This window comes from Pseudovibrio ascidiaceicola (assembly GCF_900114245.1).
GTDB lineage: Bacteria > Pseudomonadota > Alphaproteobacteria > Rhizobiales > Stappiaceae > Pseudovibrio > Pseudovibrio ascidiaceicola.
The window spans coordinates 160,352-181,881 of sequence record NZ_FOSK01000002.1; the positions used below are offsets into that span (position 1 = coordinate 160,352).

19 protein-coding genes are annotated in these 21,530 nt (G+C 51.4%); 11 read left to right on the forward strand and 8 right to left on the reverse strand.

Features of this window, described 5'->3' with window-relative positions; genetic code table 11:
• Positions 1-6 precede the first annotated feature (6 nt).
• Positions 7-831, reverse strand: a complete 825-nt coding sequence (locus tag BM231_RS04985) for a metal ABC transporter ATP-binding protein (RefSeq protein ID WP_093517268.1) — start codon at positions 829-831, stop codon at positions 7-9.
• A gap of 1 nt (position 832) precedes the next feature.
• On the reverse strand, positions 833-1,801 hold the full coding sequence (locus tag BM231_RS04990) for a metal ABC transporter solute-binding protein, Zn/Mn family (protein WP_093517270.1): 969 nt from the start codon (positions 1,799-1,801) through the stop codon (positions 833-835).
• 340 nt (positions 1,802-2,141) lie between these two features.
• Between BM231_RS04990 and BM231_RS04995 the strand changes: the two genes are divergently transcribed.
• The gene (locus tag BM231_RS04995; RefSeq protein ID WP_093517272.1) at positions 2,142-3,059 is read left to right on the forward strand and encodes an MBL fold metallo-hydrolase; all 918 of its coding nucleotides are present in this window, start codon (positions 2,142-2,144) and stop codon (positions 3,057-3,059) included.
• A 62-nt stretch (positions 3,060-3,121) separates the two neighbouring features.
• On the forward strand, positions 3,122-4,315 hold the full coding sequence (locus BM231_RS05000) for a MalY/PatB family protein (protein ID WP_093517274.1): 1,194 nt from the start codon (positions 3,122-3,124) through the stop codon (positions 4,313-4,315).
• Between the two features lie 306 nt (positions 4,316-4,621).
• Here the strand turns inward: BM231_RS05000 and BM231_RS05010 are convergent, their stop codons facing one another.
• Positions 4,622-5,557 carry a DUF1499 domain-containing protein gene (locus tag BM231_RS05010; protein ID WP_093517278.1) on the reverse strand — a complete coding sequence of 312 codons (936 nt, stop codon included), beginning with the start codon at positions 5,555-5,557 and terminating at the stop codon, positions 4,622-4,624.
• A gap of 193 nt (positions 5,558-5,750) precedes the next feature.
• Positions 5,751-6,476: an HAD family hydrolase gene (locus BM231_RS05015; RefSeq protein ID WP_208860094.1), complete on the reverse strand. Its 726-nt coding sequence runs from the start codon at positions 6,474-6,476 to the stop codon at positions 5,751-5,753.
• A gap of 568 nt (positions 6,477-7,044) precedes the next feature.
• Between BM231_RS05015 and BM231_RS27035 the strand changes: the two genes are divergently transcribed.
• Positions 7,045-7,215: a hypothetical protein gene (locus BM231_RS27035; RefSeq protein ID WP_167550269.1), complete on the forward strand. Its 171-nt coding sequence runs from the start codon at positions 7,045-7,047 to the stop codon at positions 7,213-7,215.
• A gap of 370 nt (positions 7,216-7,585) precedes the next feature.
• On the opposite strand, the gene pdxH is transcribed toward BM231_RS27035, so the two are convergent.
• On the reverse strand, positions 7,586-8,212 hold the full coding sequence (gene pdxH / locus BM231_RS05025; RefSeq protein WP_370446587.1) for a pyridoxamine 5'-phosphate oxidase: 627 nt from the start codon (positions 8,210-8,212) through the stop codon (positions 7,586-7,588).
• A gap of 99 nt (positions 8,213-8,311) precedes the next feature.
• Between pdxH and BM231_RS05030 the strand changes: the two genes are divergently transcribed.
• Together BM231_RS05030 and BM231_RS05035 are read left to right on the forward strand one after the other, a co-directional pair.
• Positions 8,312-8,800 (forward strand): RT0821/Lpp0805 family surface protein, encoded by a 489-nt coding sequence (locus BM231_RS05030; RefSeq protein WP_093517295.1) that lies wholly within the window; start codon positions 8,312-8,314, stop codon positions 8,798-8,800.
• Between the two features lie 170 nt (positions 8,801-8,970).
• Positions 8,971-9,960 (forward strand): DnaJ C-terminal domain-containing protein, encoded by a 990-nt coding sequence (locus BM231_RS05035; RefSeq protein WP_093517297.1) that lies wholly within the window; start codon positions 8,971-8,973, stop codon positions 9,958-9,960.
• Positions 9,961-10,148: 188 nt separating this feature from the next.
• On the opposite strand, the gene BM231_RS05040 is transcribed toward BM231_RS05035, so the two are convergent.
• The 3 genes from BM231_RS05040 to BM231_RS05050 all read right to left on the reverse strand — a co-directional run bounded on the left by BM231_RS05040 (position 10,149) and on the right by BM231_RS05050 (position 13,658).
• Positions 10,149-11,015, reverse strand: coding sequence for an SDR family oxidoreductase (locus BM231_RS05040; RefSeq protein WP_093517299.1), 867 nt, complete (start codon positions 11,013-11,015; stop codon positions 10,149-10,151).
• A gap of 55 nt (positions 11,016-11,070) precedes the next feature.
• On the reverse strand, positions 11,071-11,808 hold the full coding sequence (locus BM231_RS05045) for a crotonase/enoyl-CoA hydratase family protein (RefSeq protein ID WP_093517301.1): 738 nt from the start codon (positions 11,806-11,808) through the stop codon (positions 11,071-11,073).
• Between the two features lie 71 nt (positions 11,809-11,879).
• Positions 11,880-13,658 (reverse strand): acyl-CoA dehydrogenase, encoded by a 1,779-nt coding sequence (locus BM231_RS05050; RefSeq protein ID WP_093517303.1) that lies wholly within the window; start codon positions 13,656-13,658, stop codon positions 11,880-11,882.
• 321 nt (positions 13,659-13,979) lie between these two features.
• On the opposite strand from BM231_RS05050, the gene BM231_RS05055 reads away from it, so the two are divergent.
• The 6 genes from BM231_RS05055 to BM231_RS26830 all read left to right on the forward strand — a co-directional run bounded on the left by BM231_RS05055 (position 13,980) and on the right by BM231_RS26830 (position 21,468).
• The gene (locus BM231_RS05055; RefSeq protein WP_093517304.1) at positions 13,980-14,981 is read left to right on the forward strand and encodes an L-threonylcarbamoyladenylate synthase; all 1,002 of its coding nucleotides are present in this window, start codon (positions 13,980-13,982) and stop codon (positions 14,979-14,981) included.
• A gap of 629 nt (positions 14,982-15,610) precedes the next feature.
• The gene (locus BM231_RS05060) at positions 15,611-16,531 is read left to right on the forward strand and encodes a histone deacetylase family protein (RefSeq protein ID WP_093517306.1); all 921 of its coding nucleotides are present in this window, start codon (positions 15,611-15,613) and stop codon (positions 16,529-16,531) included.
• A gap of 37 nt (positions 16,532-16,568) precedes the next feature.
• A complete protein-coding gene (locus BM231_RS05065) occupies positions 16,569-16,823 on the forward strand; it encodes an exodeoxyribonuclease VII small subunit (protein ID WP_208860096.1) in 255 nt (84 codons plus the stop codon).
• Positions 16,824-17,600: 777 nt separating this feature from the next.
• Positions 17,601-19,502 carry a 1-deoxy-D-xylulose-5-phosphate synthase gene (gene dxs, locus BM231_RS05070; RefSeq protein ID WP_093517308.1) on the forward strand — a complete coding sequence of 634 codons (1,902 nt, stop codon included), beginning with the start codon at positions 17,601-17,603 and terminating at the stop codon, positions 19,500-19,502.
• Positions 19,503-19,630: 128 nt separating this feature from the next.
• Positions 19,631-21,016, forward strand: coding sequence for an MFS transporter (locus BM231_RS05075; protein WP_093517310.1), 1,386 nt, complete (start codon positions 19,631-19,633; stop codon positions 21,014-21,016).
• 38 nt (positions 21,017-21,054) lie between these two features.
• On the forward strand, positions 21,055-21,468 hold the full coding sequence (locus tag BM231_RS26830) for a hypothetical protein (protein WP_139226332.1): 414 nt from the start codon (positions 21,055-21,057) through the stop codon (positions 21,466-21,468).
• Positions 21,469-21,530 lie beyond the last annotated feature (62 nt).

Genomic DNA, 21,530 nt, shown 5'->3' on the forward strand with positions numbered 1-21,530 from the left:
GTCGCCTTACGCGCTTGAGGCTTCAGAGAGGCCATCCAGCTGAGTGCTGGCGAGGCGTCCACCATACGCTTTTTGCAGGTTCTCAGCAGTGAAAGTTGTTTCTACCGGACCGTCTGCCACGTGCTGCCCATTGAGCAGCAGGATGTGGGAGTAATAATCACGCACGGTTTCAAGGTCGTGATGCACCACAAGAACAGTCTTGCCATCTGCTACCAGTTGGCGGAGCACGGCTACGATTGCTTTTTCTGTTGCAGCATCCACGCCAGCGAACGGTTCGTCCATGAGATAGACTTCAGAATCCTGCGCCAGGGCTCTTGCAAGGAACACGCGCTGCTGCTGACCACCGGAAAGCTGACCAATCTGACGGTTTGCAAAGTCCTGCATTCCCACGGATTTCAAACAATCCATCGCCTTCTGGCGGTGTTTACGGGATGGCCAGCGGAACCAGCCGATTTGGCCGTAAAGGCCCATCAACACAACATCAATGGCCGTTGCCGGAAAGTCCCAATCCACGGCAGAACGCTGCGGAACGTAGGCGATACGCTTCAGTGACTTTTCGATTGGCGCACCAAACACTTTGGTGTCGCCAGAGAGTTTCGGGATCAGGCCAAGAGCGGCTTTCAGGAATGTCGACTTACCAGCCCCATTCGGGCCGATGATGGCTGTCAGGCAGCCTTTGGGTGCGGAGTACGACACTCCCCACAGCACAGGTTTGTGGTGGTAAGCGACTGTCATGCCCTGCACGGTGAACGGCAGGTCCTGCGGGCTCACAGTTTTTGAGGTGTCAGTGTCGTGCAGCAAGTGCAGACCGGAGGAACTTCTATCATGCATCTTAGTGACCTGCTCCAAGTTTACCCTGCATACCCTGAGCCGGTGCTTCGCCGCCCAGAGCGCGTGTAATCGTGGTCATGTTGTGGTCAATCATACCGATATACGTTCCTTCATAGGTATTGGACTGGCCCATCGCATCTGAGAACAGCTCACCGCCCACTTCAACTTTGTGGCCTTTGGCAGCTGCACCTTCGACCAGCGCACGCACGTTGCGCTCTGATACTGACGATTCAACAAACACGGCTGTGACTTTGCGATCCACAAGAAGATCAACCAGTGCCTCGATCCGCTGCAAACCAGCTTCTGAGTTGGTGGAGATGCCCTGAATGCCAACCACTTCCAGATTGAAGTCGCGACCAAGATAGGTGAAGGCATCATGTGCGGTTACGAGGACACGGTGCTCCTGCGGTACGGTCTGGAGGATCTTGTCGCCATATTTTGCAAGCTCCTGCACCTGCGCCAGATAGGCTTTTGCGTTGCTGCGATATTCCTGCTCATTTTCAGGGTCCATCGAGACGAAGGCCTCAGTCACACCATCGATCGCACCTTGCCACAGGGTCGGGCTCATCCAGACGTGCGGGTCATAGCGACCGGTGTACGCGGTTGACCCTTCAAGTTTGGCAGGGTCGATAGCTTCACCGATGAAGAAGACGGGCTTGCGTTCTTGCAACTTCAGCAGCAGATCTTCCATCTGCGCTTCCAGAAACAAGCCATTTGCGAAAATTGCATCTGCGCGGCCCAGCTTCACCACATCGGAGCGGGTCTGACGGTAGGAGTGCGGATCAATGCCCGTTCCCATCAGCGCTTCTACAGTCACATTGTCTCCGCCAACGGCGCGCACAGCGTCAGCAACCATGCCAACTGTGGCAACTGCATTGATCGGAGTTTTTGCAAGTGCTGCTGACAGGCTGGAGAAGCCTGCGAAAACCATCACTGTCACTGCCAACACAGCAGCTTTGAAGTAGCGCATAAAATCCAACTTTCTAAAACGACTTGAGCAAACTTTCCGGCTCTTCATCTTTCGCAGTTCTCCGATCTGGCCGCTTTGTCATTGGCCAATATCTTCGTCCTGAGCTCTTTAAATAAAGATACCATCAGAATTTCTGCGGGCATCCTGTTTCTTCCTGCAGTCTAGTTGCAACTCATTCTTAATTGCAATATAAAAATGAAGCTTTCTGAAAATTGGTGTTTTGAGCCCTTTGTCATGATCTTAGGGACGTGAGCAGAAAGTCGACCATCAATCAGGCCTAGTTGCCATTGCCTCTTATTTGCCAAAGGCTTATTTATGGAGGTAATGGGAGAGACCTGACATGAGTAAGATGGACTTCAATCGCGAATTTGATGCACGACACGGTGAGCTTGTTGCGATCACCGATGAGCTGTCGCGCGTGACCTGCAATAACCCGAGTGCCCTAACGTTTGCAGGAACTAACACTTTCCTTGTTGGTAAAAACGAGGTTGTTGTCATCGATCCGGGCCCGATGGATCTGGAGCATCTGGACGCGTTGATGAAGGCCATTGATGGCCGACCGGTGAAAGCTATTCTAGTCAGCCACACCCATGTGGATCACTCCCCTCTTGCAGGCCCTTTGAAGGAAAAGACAGGCGCTCCCGTGATGGGGTGCGGGCCTCACAAACGAGCTGTTTCGTTTGCAGACATGGCGGAGACGCCCATGGATGCGAGCTCTCAAAAGGACTTTGCGCCGGATGAAGAGCTGGAAGATGGTGCCAAAATCTCTGTTGATGGTGTGACAATTGAAGTGGTTGCCACGCCGGGACACACAGAGAATCACCTGTCTTTCGCCCTTCCTGAGCAAGGTGTGATGCTGCCGGGTGATCATGTGATGGCCTGGTCCACGACCATTGTGGCGCCTCCAGACGGCTCCATGAACGCCTACATGAAGTCGCTGGACAAGCTCATAGCGCGCAGTGAAACTCGCTATTTCCCGTCCCATGGCGGCGAAGTGAACAACCCGAAGGTCTTTCTTCCTCAGTTGAAGCAGCACCGCCAGATGCGCTCCGATGCTATCCTTGAACGTTTGCACGCTGGGGATGATGACGTCATGACCATGGTGAAAGCCATTTACACGGATGTGGGCCCAAAGCTTCATGGCGCAGCGGCGCTCAATGTTCTTGCACAACTGGATGATCTCATCGCGCAAGGGGTTGTCTTGTGCAATGGTAAGGTTACACTCTCCGCAAAATTCACGTTGCGTGAGCTGACTTAGCTCAGCTTACACACTGTCAGGACACCCCAGAGAAACCGATCTCTCCAACATTTAGAGACGTAATGACCAGTATTTTTGACCAGAAGATCGATCGCAAAAACACTCATTCCCTGAAATGGGATGAGATGGAAAGTCGCTATGGCATCAGTCCTGATGACGGTTTGCCGATGTGGGTTGCTGATATGGACTTCCGCCCGCCACAAGCCGTGAATGACATGGTTGCCCGCGCTGCGGAGCACGGGATCAACGGCTACTACGGCAATGATGCGCCTTATAAAGAGGCCGTCATTTCCTGGATGAAGCGTCGTCACCAGTTCGATGTATCTGCAGACTGGATCACCACAGTACCGGGAGTTGTGGCTGGTTACTCCATGGCTATTCAGGCGTTTTCTGAGGAAGGCGATGGCGTCCTGGTGTTCTCACCAGTTTACCACGCGTTTGGCCGCGCCGTGCGCGACAACAACCGCCGCCTTGTTGAGAGCCAGCTGATTGAGCGTGATGGCGCTTATTACATGGACTTTGACAATCTGGCCAATCAGATTGATGAACGCACCAAGATCCTGCTGCTGTGTAGCCCTCACAACCCGGGTGGTCGTGTTTGGACTGCAGAGGAGCTGACCCGCATTTGCGAGTTCTGCCTTGAGCACAACATCCTGATCATCTCTGATGAGATCCACCACGACCTTATTCTGGATGGCTCCAAGCATGTGGTGACCTCGACCTTATCTGAGGCGATTGCAGAGCAGACGATTACATTCACATCTGCTTCCAAGACCTTCAATCTGGCTGGATTTGCGACGGCTGCGTGCATCATCAGCAACAAAGAGCTACGTGATAAAATCCGCAAGGTCTTTACAGCTTGCGGAGTTCACGCCACCCCGCTTGGCTCACAGGCCACGACTGAGGCTTACAACCATGGCGATGAGTGGCTCTCTGAGGCTTGCGACTACATCGCGGCCAATCAGGAGCTGCTGATTGAAGGGCTGGAAGCTGCAATCCCCGGCGCAAAGGTGATGCGCATGGCGAGCACTTATTTGCAGTGGGTCGACTTTAAAGAGGTAGACCTGCCGTTTGATGAGATCGTGACGCGTATCCAGAAGCAGGCCAAGGTCGCCGTTAACATCGGCAGCACATTTGGAAAAGGCGGAGAAACGTTCCTGCGATTCAATCTGGCCTGTCCAAAATCAACTGTTGAAGAGGCTATCAAACGTTTGGAAGATGTTTTTGCAGATCTTCGCATCCAAGCAAACGCCTGATTTCAAAGCAATATTTTGAGTTATCAAAGATACGCCCGTTTCTGGGCGTATTTTTTTGTGAGGTCGTGACAATTATCACACACATATGCTATTAAATGAGTCATATTGAATTCATAGAGTTCAACGGCTTCCCCGGCTTCAGAACTCTCAAGAGTTTCGCGATAGCCTTAAAGCGGTACTCGTTGTTCACGCAAGCTTTCATAACCAGTGCTTCCCCGGCGCTGGTTATGTCGTTTCTGGGTCTGCTTTTATCTCAAGACCACACACCCCAAAACAACAGCTGATCTTATGAGAGATACTCGCGATTTATTGCGCAGGCTTTTGTGATGGGATTGGTGCGGCCCCACGCTCTTTCAACATGGATGCAATTGAAGGTGGTAGCTCTAACGGGGCTTCCAGCAGCGGCACGCTCTCCGAAATTTTTAGCGGAGATGGCTGCTCGGCCTCATCCTGCAGGACCAGCTCCGGCTCTTCAACCCGTGCTGTGATGCCGTAGTTTTGCAAGAGCACTTTATCTAGGCTTGCGAGAAACCCTCTGATACGGCGGGCATTGGTGCCAAAATCATGACTGCCGAAGCGGGACGCAGAACGGATGTCCAGAAGTGTGCCTACTCTATCGGGCTGAATGCGAATGGCGACATCATCCTTCAACGAGAAGTATGGCATGCGTGCTTCCATAAGCAGATAGGTGGGCTCATCCGGGAAACCCGCAGGCAGTTCATAAACCACCTTCCACCCCATGCTGGAAGCCACGTTGGAAACCGCATTATGCAGTTCAGGAGGAGGCAGACGGAACCGGCGCGGGACGATGTCAGGATAGCTGGCCTTTTGCATGAGCTGCTTGTCCTGCTCAATTTCATCGTCAATGCGATCTCCGGCGATTAGCGCAGGTGGCTCGTCCATATCTGTTGAGACATCGTTGAGCGGCGGGAACAGGTAGAGCCCCAGTGTCGCGATGAAAAGCGGGGCGAGGACGATGGCCCCATAGAACGTGCCCAGAAAGCTGTTGCCAAACCCTTTGCCACCATTATTCCAAAGATCAACCACAGCCATGGCGGCCAGCACAATCGCGGCGGCCCCCATGAAAAAGCCGATCACAAACAGAACGAGCAGCACCTCTGTGTTGAACAACTCGAAGTAATGGCCTGCAACGGAGAGAATAAGAAACGGAATCGCAATTGCGCCGATACGACGACTGCGCAAGGCAGTGCGGGAATGTCTTAAGGGCAATTGCAGGGTCATTCTATCCCACTCTCTTCAATCTGCAGCTCAGAGTTCAACGTAACCATTCGGCATGAAGGTTACAGCTCTTTACGTTACGATACCAGATACTAGCAGTTCAGAATTACCGAGGGTTGAATACTGCTATTATTTTCGCGCAGATTTTGAGAGAGGGGAATTGCGACAGATGAACCGCCGCATTCGCAGCATTTTATTAAGCAGCAGCGCCCTCGCCTGTCGCCTTCAGGCCAACCAGGTTCACAAGATCAGTCAGGCTGTCGAGGAGGTGATCACAGTGATCCTTCAGCTCTTCAGCGGTCAAAGCGCCGGTTGTTACGCCAACGCGCACCATGCCTGCGTTTTGGGCTGCATGCATGTCGTGAAGGCTGTCACCCACCATTGCGATGTGCTGAGGCTCAATACCTGTGTGTTCTGCAAATCCGAAGAGCTGGCCCGGCTCTGGCTTTTCGCCATGCCCACTGTCGTAGCCCACAACGAATGTGAAGTAGTCGAGAATACCAAGGCGCTTGAGCTGGGCTATGGCACTTGCTTCTGTACCATTCGTTGCCAGACCTATCGGCAAACCAGCAGCTGCCAGGGCTTTGATAGATGATGCTGTGTCATCAAATGCTGCAACGCAATCTGCAGCGTGATCCAGAATAAGGTCTTCGATGCGATCCAGGAACGCGCGATTGAACTCAACACCAAGATGGTTGGCCCACGGCTCACTATAACCGCTTGGCGGATTGGTCAGAATAGGGCTGCCCGGTTCGCAGGCACAGCTGGCGTAATCAAACTTCACGAGACGACCCAGTTCAGTAGCCAGCTTTAGATTTCCATCTGCCAAATCCATCAGAACATGTTGGAGCACCGTGCCCCATGTCCTATTGAAATCAATGAGAGTTCCATCGCGATCAAACAGTACGGCGCGCACGTTCATTGTCATTTTCCTTCAGCGCATTGGACGGCTTATATGGGAGACCGTCTTCGGGAGATTACCCGAGCAAAATAGTTCTTATGCAAGCGGCTCAATCTACGCACTTATACAGGGTATTACGAGCACCAATCACTATGAGCGATGCTAATCAATCGGCCACAAGCTTCTTGGCACACTAAATACACAGTTTTTTGTCAGTTTCGCAGTCAGGGAAATCGCGGCCAAATGTCACTCAAAATAGCCTGATACATTAATGGTTTAGTCGCGATAATTTTAACTAGCTCACAACCTGAGATCCTATCCTTTTGTATAATAATAATAATTTCCGGAAAGCCTGCTGAGCAATTAGTTAACGTCATGTTTCATGCATTCAAATTGCTGAGTTTATTGGGAAATTCCCCCCTCGAAATTAGATTGGCTTTTTTAGTTTTTTTGGCGCTAACATATTCATGCCCGATTTGAGTATCACTCCTGCATATGAGCTGACGCTTATATCGGGCTATCCGGCTACTCATTCCGGATAAGCATCGCGATTTCTGCAACACAACTTGTCCCAAGGGGACGGACTAAAATGGCCTTCGGAACGACTGAGCAACAAAAGAAAAACGCTAAACCTGATCTGGACAAACTTTATCGTCCAGTGGGCATTCAGGCTGTCAATGCTGCAAACTGCTGTAACGGTAAGCAGAAAGAGGCATATCAGCCTAAGGTTCAGGAAGAATACCCTCTTCCGACTGACTGATGCGTCAGGGGCTACAAATCAAAAATTCCAGCTTGTTTTTCAAGAACCGAATTGCTTGATTATGTATTCCAATCACATTGATGACTGCTTCAATGCTTAAGCCACATCTTATTTGGACATGGCTTTGCAGAAACTTGATGGTCTGAACGGACATCTGGTTATCTGAATAAAGAAGGCGACCCGCAGGATTGCGAGCCGCCTTATTTTTATGCCTGCCCCGTAGAAGCATCAACCGTTACGTCTTCTGCGTAACGATCCCGCAGCCCTGCCCCATAGCTATATGTGCTTTATATAGCTGCTCATGATCTGGTGCTGATAAATGACGAAGCGCACCACGTTTGAGATGCGCTCAGCCTTCATCTGAAATGCATTATGGATACAGACGCACTTTATCCCATTGATCTTCTGCGCTATCTCTTTTGAAGACAAATCTGTCATGCAGACGGAAGGCACGGTCGTGCCAGAATTCGATTTCCAATGGTTCCAAAATGCAGCCGCTCCAATATTCGGGGCGCGGAATGTCACCAACAGCGTACTTGGCAGCGTATTTGGCAACTTCTTTCTCAAGCGCGAAGCGGCTTTCCAATGGCCGGGATTGCTTGGACGCCCAGGCGCCAATGCGGCTTTTTCGTGGCCGTGAGTTATAGTATTCGTCGGCCTGGTCTTCAGTTACGTGGATAACGTTGCCACGTACCCGGACTTGTCTGCGCAAGCTTTTCCAGTGGAAACACAAAGCAACCTTAGGGTGAGCAAGAATTTCACGGCCTTTTGTGCTTTCAAAGTTTGTATAAAACACAAAACCCTGTGGACTGTAACCTTTAAGGAGTAACATCCGTACATTGGGCATGCCATTCTCATCTACAGTCGCGACTGACATGGCATTAGGATCATTAGGCTCGTTCTTTTCTGCAAGTGCAAGCCATTCACCAAATAGTTGAAAAGGAACCTCTACGCTTTCGGAGTAACTATTTGTAAACTTTTCTTCCAGATTTTGGATGTCACCATTCATAGTTAATAGTCCCTTTAGGATCCTCACACTGTGGATGAACCGGAATTCGTTAAAACAACGGATTCAACCTGAGGCTCTAGTAGTAATATGGCAGTTTTGTATAGCAAGAAAACCCGTTTACGCCAGTCGTGTTTTGTCTCGGCTGCGCTCTTGCTGACACTTCCTGCCTGCACTCAGATGTCCATATCCGTGAACAACAGTGAGTATCAAGAACCTCTGAACCTGACAGAGACAGTTGATACCAAGCAAAAGGTCGCGGATAGCGAGATTCATCGCACCGACCGTACGGTTATTACGAATACCATTGAGGAAGCTCTGAACGAGAGTGGGCAAGCCAAAAACCGGTTTGCACCTATGGCCTGGACTAACCCCGTCAGCGGCAACAGTGGGACGATCACCTCTCTCATGTCCGTTGATAAAACAGAAAGCATTGCGGGTTGCACCGATTTTGTGACCAGCGCAAACACTGTTGGCGGCGTCAGAGCCTATCAGGGACGCAGCTGCCCAGATACCAATCACAAAATGAAGATTGTCCAGCTTGCTCCGTTTCAGGCAGATGCAACTGCCACTGAATAACTCCCTCTCGCTACAGTTTCGCAAACGCGATGTAGCCTAATAGACTAAAACTACTGAAATACTCACGTCTGATTAGCTAAGTTCGGCTGCGGCTGCTTGCACCTCATCGAACTCAAGGTTATGTAATGGGTGAGTTATAAACTGCCCTTATTTCAATTTGATGGATGACGATGAGAGATCCCTATTCTGTTCTTGGTGTTAGCAAAAATGCCAGCGAGGCAGAGATCAAGAAAGCGTTTCGCAAACTGGCCAAGCAATTCCACCCGGACCAGAATGCAGACAATCCAAAGGCTAAGGAGCGCTTTTCTGAAGCGAACCAAGCCTATGAAATTTTGGGCGACAAAGACAAGCGCGGACAGTTTGACCGCGGTGAGATAGACGCGGAAGGCAAACCGAAGTTTTATGGCGGCCCAGGTGGTGGCGGCGGCTTCGAAGGTTTCCGCAACTCAGGACGTCGTGGTGGCTTCCGGTTTGAGCAAGGCTTTGGCGATGGTCACGGCGGCGCAGGTGGTCCTCAGGATGCTGGCGGCTTCGACGATATCCTCAATGATATTCTTGGTGGCTTTGGCGGTGGTAAACGCCGCAGCGCAGGTGGTGGTGAATCTCATTTCCATGCTGGCCCTACCAAGGGCGCTGATGCCAATCTGATTGCACGTGTCACACTTGAAGACCTCGCGCACCATGGCAAGGTTCAGGTGAAATTGCCAAGCGGCAAGACCGTGAACGTGAAAATTCCAGCAGGTACGCAGAGCGGCGATAAAATCCGCTTGAAGGGGCAAGGTTTTGCTTCTGCGAAGAGTGGTCAGGCTGGTGATGCTCTGGTGGAAGTCCGCATTTCCACACACAAGCTTTTCAAAGTGGATGGAGAGGATGTTCGAGTAGATGTTCCCCTCACCCTTTATGAAGCCGTTCTTGGCGGTAAGGTGCGCATTCCAACTCTTGGCGGCGCAGTGAACCTGACAATTCCTGCCAATACCAGCAGCGGTAAAACCATGCGCCTGAAAGGCAAGGGCCTGCCGAAAAAAGAAGGTGGCCACGGCGATCTTCTTGTTGGGCTTGAGATTGTCTTGCCGGAACAGACCGATGAAGAGCTTGAAAAGCTGATGCGCGTCTGGAAAGAAGTGAAGCCGTATACAGCCCGCGGTCCCGAGTTCGACTGATCATTACCTAAAGCAGTTCGCATTTAAGTTGAAGCATCTGAACTGCTTTAGCCTTTGTTTTGCGTATCTTTATCCGAAAACCGGCTCCCACTTTTCGGCGATACGCTATAGGATAAAGGCGGGTTACCCCGCCTTTTATTTTGCCACGCTTTGAAATTCTCAGAAGCAGAGTGCCTCAGCGATCAAAGCTAAGCTTCGATTGCAGCCAGGCTGACTGGCGCTACGCTGTCATCGGGAACAAAGAAATCTGGCTGCAGATTCACTTTCGGATTCACGCGGTACTTGTCAAAATCGGTCATACCGTTTTCCGCAAGCAACGTGTCGTCAATGAAGAAGTTGCCTGTGGTGTCTGCTGCCGGTTTTGCGAAGACCAGATGTGCCGCATCTGCCAGAATGTCTGGTGTCCGGCTTGCCTGAACCATCATATCCCCACCAAGCAGATTCTGAACGGCCGCCGTTGCAATGGTTGTGCGCGGCCAAAGGGCGTTTACAGCAATCTTCTTAGAGCGCAGCTCTCCGGCAAGTCCCAATACAACAAGGCTCATGCCGTACTTGGCAATGGAGTACGGTGTGTGGTTCTTAAACCACTTCTCCTGCATATCCAACGGTGGAGAAAGCATCATGATATGCGGGTTTTCGGCTTCTTTCAGATACGGGATCGCCAGTTTTGAGCAAAGCAAAGTACCGCGCGTGTTGATCTGGTGCATCAGGTCAAAGCGCTTCATGTCGATTTTCTGAACCGGTGTCAGGTTGATCGCACTGGCATTGTTGACCACAATATCAATGCCGCCGAACTTCTCAGCAGCTGCCTTCATTGCATTGTCGACGCTCTCTTCACTGCGCACATCAACCACGAGCGGGAGCGCCTGGCCTCCGGCATCCTCAACCTCTTTGGCCGCTGTGTAGATCGTTCCTTCCAGCTTCGGATGCGGTTCTGCCGTTTTTGCAGCGATCACAATGTTCGCGCCATCTTGTGCTGCCCGCTTGCCAATCGCCAGACCAATTCCACGAGATGCACCGGTAATGAACAGTGTTTTACCCTTCAGACTTCCCATGTTTCCCCCAAATTCCTGAAGTAAGATGCGGCGATAAACACCGCATCTGAACGAGTTAAGCTTTGCTCATGAACTTCATGAAGGCTTCGCGAGCCTCATCAGATTTAAGCAGCTCAGCAAAGAGACCGATTTCCTCAAAAATGCGCTTTTCAAGCGGCTCACGCTTGCCACGCAGCAGCTCTCTGGAAATGCGCAGGGCGTTTTGAGGCTTGGACGCTACCTTCTGCGCTATTGCAAGCACGCGGCCCTCAAGCTCATCAGGGGATACCACGTGATTTACGAAGCCCGCTTCCTTAGCCATCTCGGCAGTGAAGCTCTCACCCAGGGCCAACATTTCGAACGCTTTGTGGTAACCCATTGTCTCTGGACCAATCAACGTTGAGCCTGCTTCAGGAATGATGCCGAGATCGGTGAACGGTGTTTTGAAGAGCGCATTTTCCGTAGCAAACACCATATCGAAGTGGAACAGCATGGTGGTGCCCACGCCGATAGCGGGACCATCGATACCCGCGATAACAGGTCTGGATGGCTCATGGAGTGCACCGAGGAATTTGCCTACGCCGCCAGCTTCCAAGCCTTCGCCTGACATTGCGGCCTTAAGGAAGTCTGCAATATCATTGCCTGCGGTGAAAACACCCGGACGGCCAAGCATGACATGGCAGCGGATGCTTTCATCTTCTGTCTTCAGCGCGTCTGCCATATCCATGTACATGGCTTGTGTCAGTGCATTTTTCTTTTCTACGCGATCCATGCGGATGATCTGGACTGCGCCGTCCCGTTCAATACTGATCATGTGTCCCTCCCAAACTGATTGGTGAGGCCAGTTCCGCCTCACCCTTTAAATACGGTTGACTGCCTCTTGGATCAGGCAAGTTCAGCAGCATCGAATGCAAGGATTGCTTCAGCTGCACGTGTTACGTCGTCTTTCAACGGAGCGCTCTCACCCAAAACAGTTTCTGCAAAACTGCGCGCCATCAGGTAGCGCGGCTTCTTCAACGTCTCCGGCGCATCCTTGGATGCCATTGCGCCTTTTGCCAGCAAGCCTGCGCCCAGCGTGATACCTGCCAGACGCAGGTATGGCGTCGCACCTGCAAGCGCTTCAGGAACCTTCCCATCGGCCTGTGCCGCCAACATCCATTCGGTGGCGGTTTCCAGATCAGCAACGGCTGCATCAAGCTTGGTGCCAAGATCACCCAGCTCACCGGTGTTGTCGGCGTTCACACTCGCTGCGATCTCTTTGATTTCGGAGATGAGGCTACGCACCTGATCGCCACCGGACATTGGCAGTTTACGCATCACCAGATCGATGGACTGGATACCGTTGGTGCCCTCATAAATTGGAGCGATGCGTGCATCACGGAGATGTTGGGCTGCGCCGGTTTCTTCAATGAAGCCCATACCACCGTGAATCTGGATACCAAGCGAGGCGACATCCACCCCAAAGTCGGTGGAGAGTGCTTTTGCGATTGGTGTGAGCAGGCCAGCACGCTCTGCCCAGAACTTCTTCTGGTCCGCATCTGGCGCGACTTTCGCCATGTCCAGTGCGTGCGCGCAGGCGTAACAGATTGCGCGGGCAACCTGTGTCTGTGACTTCATTGAAAGAAGGGTACGTTTAATATCCGGGTGAACCGCGATCGGATCCATACCATCGGTCTTTGACCCAACGCCGCGGCCCTGTTTGCGGTCCAATGAGAATGCCAGGGATTCCTGGAAGGCACGCTCTGCGATGCCGAGGCCCTGCACACCTACTGCGAGGCGGGCGTTGTTCATCATGGTGAACATGCAGGCTAAGCCTCTGTTTTCCTCACCGATGAGCCACCCAACGGCACCGCCCTTATCGCCAAAGGACATGGTGCAGGTTGGAGAGCCGTGGATGCCGAGCTTGTGCTCCACACCTGCTACGGTCACGTCATTCTTTTCGCCAAGACTGCCATCGTCGTTGACGAAATACTTCGGCACTGCAAACAGCGAAATACCACGCGTGCCAGCTGGCGCGTCCGGTAAACGTGCCAGCACCAGGTGGACCACGTTCTCCGTCATGTCGTGGTCACCATAGGTGATGAAGATCTTCTGGCCAGAGATTTTGTAGGACCCGTCTCCCACAGGCTCTGCCTTGGCACGCAGGGCGTTCAGGTCTGAGCCTGCTTGTGGCTCAGTCAGGTTCATTGTGCCTGTCCACTCGCCACTGGTGAGCTTTTCGAGGTACTTGGCTTTGAGTTCCGGGGAACCATGCTTCTCGATGGCCTCTACAGCGCCTGTGGTGAGTGTAGGGCACAGGGTGAAGGCCATGCTGCCTGCGTTCCACATCTCAAATACAGCAACATGGAGCATATTTGGAAGGCCCTGCCCTCCATACTCCGGGTCGCCCGTCAAAGCACTCCAACCACCCTGACGCCAACTAGTGTAGGTCTCTTTCCAGCCCGGAGAGGTTTTGACGCTTCCATCGATCAACTGTGCCGGATTTTCATCTCCAACCCTGTTGAGAGGTGCGATCTCTTCCTCTGCAAACTTTGCGGCCTCGCCCAGAATAGCTTCGATCAAATCGTCTGAAAGCTCTTCTTGTCCCGGCTGCGCCTGAAGCTGTCCTAAACCTGCTACTTCTTTCAGCGTAAATACAATTTCACTCAGTGGTGCACGATACATTTTGTTTTCCTCCCCTTCTAAAGCCGCCTGCCTTCCATATAGGGCCAGTAAACTGCCTTAGAGATGTATTTATGCGTAGTCCTTGCCGACAGCTGGCGGCCACTCCTCGGAAATACACGTATGTTCGTGCATACTCTCATCCGAAAACCGACGCTCACTTCTCGGGAATACGCTATAGCGACTTGACGAATTGGCTTTTGCCCATCAAAAGGCCGCTACAGAATTTTTCCTGTTTGGGACAGTAGTGTGATTAACCTATACGTCAAGCGTCCCTTAGAGGCAGGTAGCCCCCTACATTCGTCTTAGTAAGAAAGAAAAGGTATGAAACTCTGGCGCTTAAACCCATCTGACACCCAGTTGGAAGACACGCAAATTTTCCAGGATATTTGCGGTGCGCTGAGCGATGGCAAACTCGTCGCGATACCTACTGAGACGGTGTATGGACTGGCAGCAGATGCAACCAACGGCAAAGCCTGTGCTGGTATATATGAGGCGAAAGGGCGTCCAAGTTTCAACCCCTTAATTTCTCATATAGATAGTCTGGAAGCTGCACAAACCCACGCTTTTTTTGATGAGCGCGCGCTCAAACTCGCCGAGGCTTTCTGGCCGGGTCCGTTGACTCTTGTGTTGCCAAAGCGACCAACCAGCCCGGTCTCAGACCTTGCAGTGGCAGGTCTTGAAACAATTGCGCTTCGAGTACCTCGTTCAGAGGTGATGCGGGCATTGTGCAAGCATACGGGACGCCCTCTGGCCGCACCTTCGGCCAACCTTTCTGGCCGGATCAGCGGCACGACGGCAGAAGATGTTATCAACGATCTTAAAGATCACTTGTCTTACCTCATCGATTCCGGGGCGACCTCTGTTGGGGTTGAATCAACAATCGTTTCGCTTGTGGGAGACCGCCCAACACTTCTGCGACCTGGTGGCCTTGCCCGTGAAGATATTGAAGCTGTGCTTGGTGAAACACTGGTGCGGGCAGGAACAGACGACAGCGCCCCGATGGCGCCGGGAATGCTGACATCCCACTACGCCCCCAACTCTCACATTCGCCTGAATGCAGAGGATGTGGCTGAAGGGGAAGCGTTGATTACCTTCGGTGCTGACCTGCCCGAAGGCTCAGATAAAGCTGCCAAGCTGGTTCCACTCAGCGACTCAAAAGATCTGACCGAGGCTGCTGCGCGTTTGTTTACAGCACTCCGTCAGGCCGATCTTGGAGAAAACGGAAAAATAGCAGTCATGCCAATCCCTCATCATGGACTGGGCGAAGCTATTAATGACCGCCTTGCCCGCGCTGCCGCTCCCCGCGATTCAAGACTCTCTTGAGTACTGAAAAAAGGTAGCGCTTTACCTTCTTCTTGGTATTTGCCCAAGCCCTCTCCGCTGCAAGCCGTTGAGAGCACAGGATAACTCCCCCTGAATACTTTGGGTTTATTGTATTATTTATTGTATTTATGCAACACCATAAGAATAGGTGTTAACCTTTTCTCTTTCCACTCAGTATGAATTCAAGGAGAGGGCGAATAATCAGCGTGCAAATTTAAAGAATTGGCCCAATATTACAGTCATGTATTTCTTAGAGATGCAGCGGACCTCCCCCACGAGCAACACAGATTGCTCGCACCTTTATCCGGGGTTGCGTGTTATACACGCACTCCGGATTTTTCTTGTCTTACTCACGGACAGTGAGGCATTCCACGCAGGCATAACCACGGAGATTTATAGGCACCTCATCCCAATTACCGAGATGAACTGGAGGGGTGTACAATTGACAGATTGCTCAGCAATGTGGACTTGTATATGTAATTCGCCCAATTTTTCACAGGATTGGATTTAGGTGCCATCACACTAGAGCAAGTGTGCCCACTTCGCGCTCTAACTGCTTTACCGGAGCGAGCTCTAAAACTGGCTGTGTACCTGATTTCATTTTTAACGGGTTCAATATCTTGAGTACTTTGCTGCTGCACCATCAGGCTTTTTTAAATCATCTTACTCCGCTTGGTCATCCAGAACGCCCCGACCGCTTGCGGGCTATTGATCGTATGCTTGAGAACGAAAGGTTCTTCATGCTGGATCGCGATATCGCACCATTTGGAACGTTTCAGGATATTGCCCGGGTCCACAGCTCTGACTACATCAATTCCATCCACAACATGAACCCCGAAGAAGGGCTCATCGACTTTGCACCAGACACCAACCTGTCTCCTGGAAGCTGGGAAGCGGCGATGCGAGCTGTCGGCGGCTCTACACGCTGTGTAGATGAGGTGATGAGTAAGCGCGTTTCCAACGCCTTTGCAGCTTGCAGACCTCCAGGACATCACGCAGAATCCGCTCTTACCTCTGGCTTCTGCCTGTTTAACAACGCCGCGATTGCTGCCCGCTATGCGCAAGACGTTTATGGGCTGGAACGTGTGGCGATCATGGATTTTGACGTTCACCACGGCAATGGCACACAGGAAATCTTCTGGAACGATCCAACTGTGATGTACACCTCCACTCACCAAATGCCGCTGTTTCCGGGCACAGGTGCAGTGAATGAGACAGGTGAGCATAACAACATTGTCAACGCGCCACTCACAGCAGGCGATGATGGAACCCAGTTCCGTGAAGCCCTTGATTACGCGATCTTACCGCGTATCCGTGACTTCTCACCAGATCTGATCATTATCTCCGCGGGCTTTGATGCTCATGAGCGGGATCCACTTGGTGGACTGCGTCTCACAGAGCTGGACTTTGCGTGGGCAACTCGCAAGCTCATCGAAATTGCAGATGATTGCTGTCAGGGACGTGTCGTTTCGCTTTTAGAAGGTGGGTATGATCTAGAAGGTCTTGCGCGATCAGCCGCCGCTCATGTAATGACATTGATGGATTACTAATTGGGAGTGCACCTACTCCCGACTGAGCGAGGACAGTTTGGTGACAGAAGAAGCAGCCGGTTCCATTGAAAACCTTTCCTTTGAGCAAGCACTAGCTGAGCTGGAAACCATTGTTCGCAATCTGGAGCAAGGTAACGTGCCTCTGGAAAAGAGCATCGAGCTTTATGCACGCGGTGAAGCCTTGCGTGAAAAATGCGATGGACTGCTTAAAGCTGCAGAAGAGAAGGTAGAGAAAATCCAGATGAACACATCTGGAAACGCGGTTGGTACAGAAGCGCTGGACGACCAATAAATTCAGCTTATATGGAATTGAAATTCTAGTTTAATTCCAGCAACTAGAATTTTCGATCTAGTACACGCGTTCATTTTTCAACAGACCCCGCCTTGAGCGGGGTTTTTATTTGCGCCTGAATCATCAAGAACATCGCTTTACTTAAGTGATAAAAATTTCGTGATAATTTATTATTTAGCCTACTAAATAAAATTGGACAAAAACTACTGAGCACATAACACACCTGTTATTCTATTGAGCCGATAAGTTTTAATTGGAACAATACTTAACCGGAGATATTTCACAAAATATTATTTCAAGACGGAGAATACAAAGCACTGGATAGATCGTATAACCGACCGGACGGTCTAGTTTAAATCGACAAGTATTCTTCATTTATCGCCAGATATTGGTATAGGCAAAAAAAAGGGGGCTACGAAAACCGTAGCCCCAAGTCGATCACTGTGCACGTGGCCCCATCGACCACACATTCGACATAGGACGTTTCGTCGCAGATTGCATCACCCCATGGGGTGACAAAAGCGCAATTAATACTAGCAAATGAAAAAAAATACGTTCTCATCCCCTATTGACACAGGTTTTGAGGAGGCATCCCTACAAAAGGACCTAGCATAAACGATCAATTATTCATGACAGGCAATTGCACAGTGGGCAGGCTTGCTATAATCGTGTTCAACTACGGAAGACAGTCGTTTCGGCCATAAATTGGAACATATGCCATGGTCGGGTCGTTCTGTGTTAAGCTGCCAAATAGTCAAAAGACTTAAGAAGACCCAGATGTCCCTGCTAGATCAAATTCAAAACCCATCTGATCTCAAGAAGGTCCCCGAGGACCGCCTTCAACAAGTTGCTGAAGAGCTTCGAGAGGAGATGGTTGATGCTGTTTCTGTTACAGGAGGGCATTTAGGAGCTGGATTAGGTGTTGTTGAACTCACCGTTGCGCTCCACCATGTCTTCGATACGCCCAAAGATCGGTTGATCTGGGATGTAGGACACCAGTGTTACCCGCACAAAATTCTGACTGACCGCAAAGAGCGTATTCGCACACTGCGTCAGGATGGCGGCCTGAGTGGCTTCACAAAGCGCTCTGAGAGTGATTACGACCCATTTGGCGCCGGGCACTCTTCCACTTCTATTTCAGCTGGCCTTGGCATGGCTGTGGCCCGCGACCTTGCCGGCGGCGATAACAATGTGATTGCTGTAATTGGTGATGGTGCCATGTCTGCTGGCATGGCTTATGAAGCGATGAACAATGCGGGCGCGCTGAACTCCCGCCTGATTGTTATTTTGAACGACAATGACATGTCGATCGCTCCACCCGTTGGCGCCCTTTCCGCGAGCCTTGCACGTCTTGTTTCCGGCAAGACTTATAAGGGCTTCCGCGAGGCAGCCAAACAGGTCGCGAGCGCACTACCAAAACCACTGCAGGAAAAAGCAGCGCAGGCAGAAGAGTTTGCCCGCAGCTTCTTTACCGGCGGCACACTGTTTGAAGAGCTTGGTTTCTATTATGTTGGCCCTGTTGATGGGCACAATCTGGATCACCTTCTGCCAGTCCTAAAGAACGTCCGGGATGCCAAAGAAGGCCCGATCCTCGTTCACGTGGTGACCCAGAAGGGTAAAGGCTATCTGCCTGCCGAAAATGCAAGCAACAAATATCACGCTGTTGCCAAGTTTGATGTTGTGACAGGTGAGCAGTCTAAGCCGAAACCGAATGCACCTGCCTACACTCGCGTTTTCGCCAATGCACTAATTGAAGAAGCGAACAAAGACGAGAAGATCGTTGGCATCACAGCTGCTATGCCGGACGGAACTGGTCTGGATGTATTTGAGAAAGTTCATCCAACCCGCATGTTCGATGTGGGCATTGCTGAACAGCATGCTGTGACGTTCGCCGCCGGCCTTGCCTCTGAGGGTTTCAAGCCGTTCTGTGCGATTTACTCAACTTTCCTCCAGCGTGGCTACGATCAGCTCGTCCATGATGTTGCAATCCAGAAGCTGCCTGTGCGCTTCCCGATTGACCGCGCTGGTCTGGTTGGTGCGGATGGCGCAACGCATGCTGGTTCATTTGATACTACGTTCCTCTCCTGTTTGCCGGGCATGGTAATCATGTCACCTGGTGATGAAGCAGAGCTGGTTCACATGGTTTCCACCGCTGCGGCTTATGATGAAGGCCCGATCGCCTTCCGTTATCCACGCGGTGAAGGCATTGGCATTGATCTGCCGGAAGTCGGCATGCCTCTGGAGATCGGCAAAGGTCGTATCATAAAAGAAGGTTCCCGCGTTGCTCTGGTTTCATTGGGCGGTCGTTTGCAGGAAGCCTTGAGGGCTGCCGATACGCTTGATGCAGCGGGTCTTTCAACAACGGTTGCTGATGCGCGCTTTGCCAAACCGCTTGATACAGAGATGATCGGGCGCCTTGCCAAAGAACACGATGTCTTAATCACCATCGAAGAAGGCTCTATTGGCGGCTTCGGAAGCCAGGTGCTTCAGTTCCTCTCTGACAACGGCTTGCTTGATGGGTCTCTTAAAGTTCGCAGTATGATCCTGCCGGACGTTTTTCAGGACCACGCGAAGCCAGAGACCATGTACAAAGATGCCGGACTAGATGCATCAGGGATTGTACACCGGGTCTTTGAAACCCTTGGTAAAGCAGAGGATTTGCCGTTAAGGCTGGTGTAGAACATTGTATTTGTGTTCATAACTCATCAAAAAATTAAATGAGGGGCAGCTTTCGCTGCTCTCCTTATTTTCTTTTTGCATATGATATGTAGTGTGACTCCAGTTTTACATCGTTGGCTGGTACGCGCATGATACTGCTGCTCGCAACCTTTGCGTCCTTGATGCTGTCCACCGCCCTGATTCTTGCAGGGCATGGACTTTCTTCGACGCTTATCCCTCTCAAAGCTGATTTGGCCGGATTTGGAGACCTCCAGATTGGTCTGATCTCGTCCAGTTTTTACATTGGCTTTGTGATTGGGTGTCTGTTTGGTCCGTTTCTTATTCTGCGGGCCGGTCATATCCGTGCATTTGCTGCACTGGTGTCTTTGATGTCTGGTGCCGCGCTACTCCACCCTATTCTGGTGGACCCTTTGGCGTGGGCACTTTTCCGCATCATTACTGGTGTGTGTTTTGCTGGCATCGTTTTGGTTGTCGAAAGCTGGTTGAATGACCGGGCAACCAATGAGAACCGCGGCACCGTCATGTCGCTTTACATCATTTGCTATCTGGGTGCGACCATGGGTGGCCAGCTGATGATTGTGGGCTTTGACGTTAGTACCTTTGTGCCATTTGCAATTGCGTCAATTTTTGTCAGCGTTGCGGTGGTTCCCGTTGTGCTTACCAAGGCAGTACAGCCAGCTCCAATTACGCTGGTACGGTTCCGCCCAATCAACCTCTATCAGACCTCAGCTGTGGCGCTGATTGGTTGTTTGCTGATTGGTCTTGCTAACAGTTCCATGTGGGCGCTGGCTCCGCTATACGCCAAGCAGATCGGCTACAGCACCAACGAAGCAGCGTATTTTGCTGCGGCCATCGTTCTAGGTGGTGCGATTACACAGTGGCCGATTGGTCGTCTGTCTGACCGCGTTGACCGTCGTATCATTATTTTGCTCTTGGGCTTTGGTGCGGCAGCGGCAGCTCTGGTCCTCTTTACACTTGAGAGTGGAAACTTCTGGACTACGTTCACCGTATTCCTGATCCTGGGCATGGCCAGTCAGCCGACATACGCGATTGTTGCTGCCCACGCCTTCGATTATGTGGAAGCAGAAGACTATGTTGAGACATCTTCCGGCGTTCTGATGTCGAACGGAATCGGGTCGATGATCGGACCCACAGTTGCAGCAGGTCTGATGTTCAGTATCGGGCCTGAAGGGCTTTTCATATGGGTGGCTCTCGTTGAAGTGGCTCTTGCGCTCTTTGTTGTCAGTCGCCTCGTTATTCGCCCTGCAGACGAAGACCTGGAGAAGACAGACTTCGAATATGGTGCAACATCCAACATGGGTGCCGTGCTTACGCCTGATCCGCTAGATATCGAAGATCCTTACGTTATTCCGCCTGAGGAGTTCCCTGCCTATGAACAGGATGAGGGCATGGCATCAGAAGAAGTTGGTGATTTGCCAAATCGCAATGATGAGGATGAGAATCCGCCTACAACTGATGAGACTCAGGATAATTCCAGATTCCCTTCTGGCTGAGTGTAGACACACTCAGCGGAAGCAACTAAGAAAGACCCATGGTCAAGCCGAGTAATACATTACATGTACTCAGAAGCGAGCGGCATCCGCTCGTCTTGCTTGCTGGCGTTGCGATGCTGGCCCGAGTACTGTTGCTTGTCCTGAGTTTTTCCAGCGCAGCTGTTGATCCGTCGGCTGCTGCGCTCTTGCAATTGTGTGCCCCTTCAGGCGGCTCGCATATTGCAAAAATCGAAGGCTCCACTCATACCGAAAATCCGCTGGGAATAGGCTGCGATTGCACGTACATGTGCCCGCATACGTCCAAACAGGCGACTTATTTTTCGATAGAGCCCGAGAACTGGCAGAGTCCTACCCTTGTGGTTGCCGGTTCTCTCTCCCTTGATAGTGCTCTCGTAAATGACAGAAGCCTCCGCGGTCATAATTTCCTCATCCGAGCTCCTCCAGTCGCTTAAGTTTTTCTTCTTGATCAACAAAACCTGATTTGACTGATCTCTTCTACCTGAGTTTACAGGTA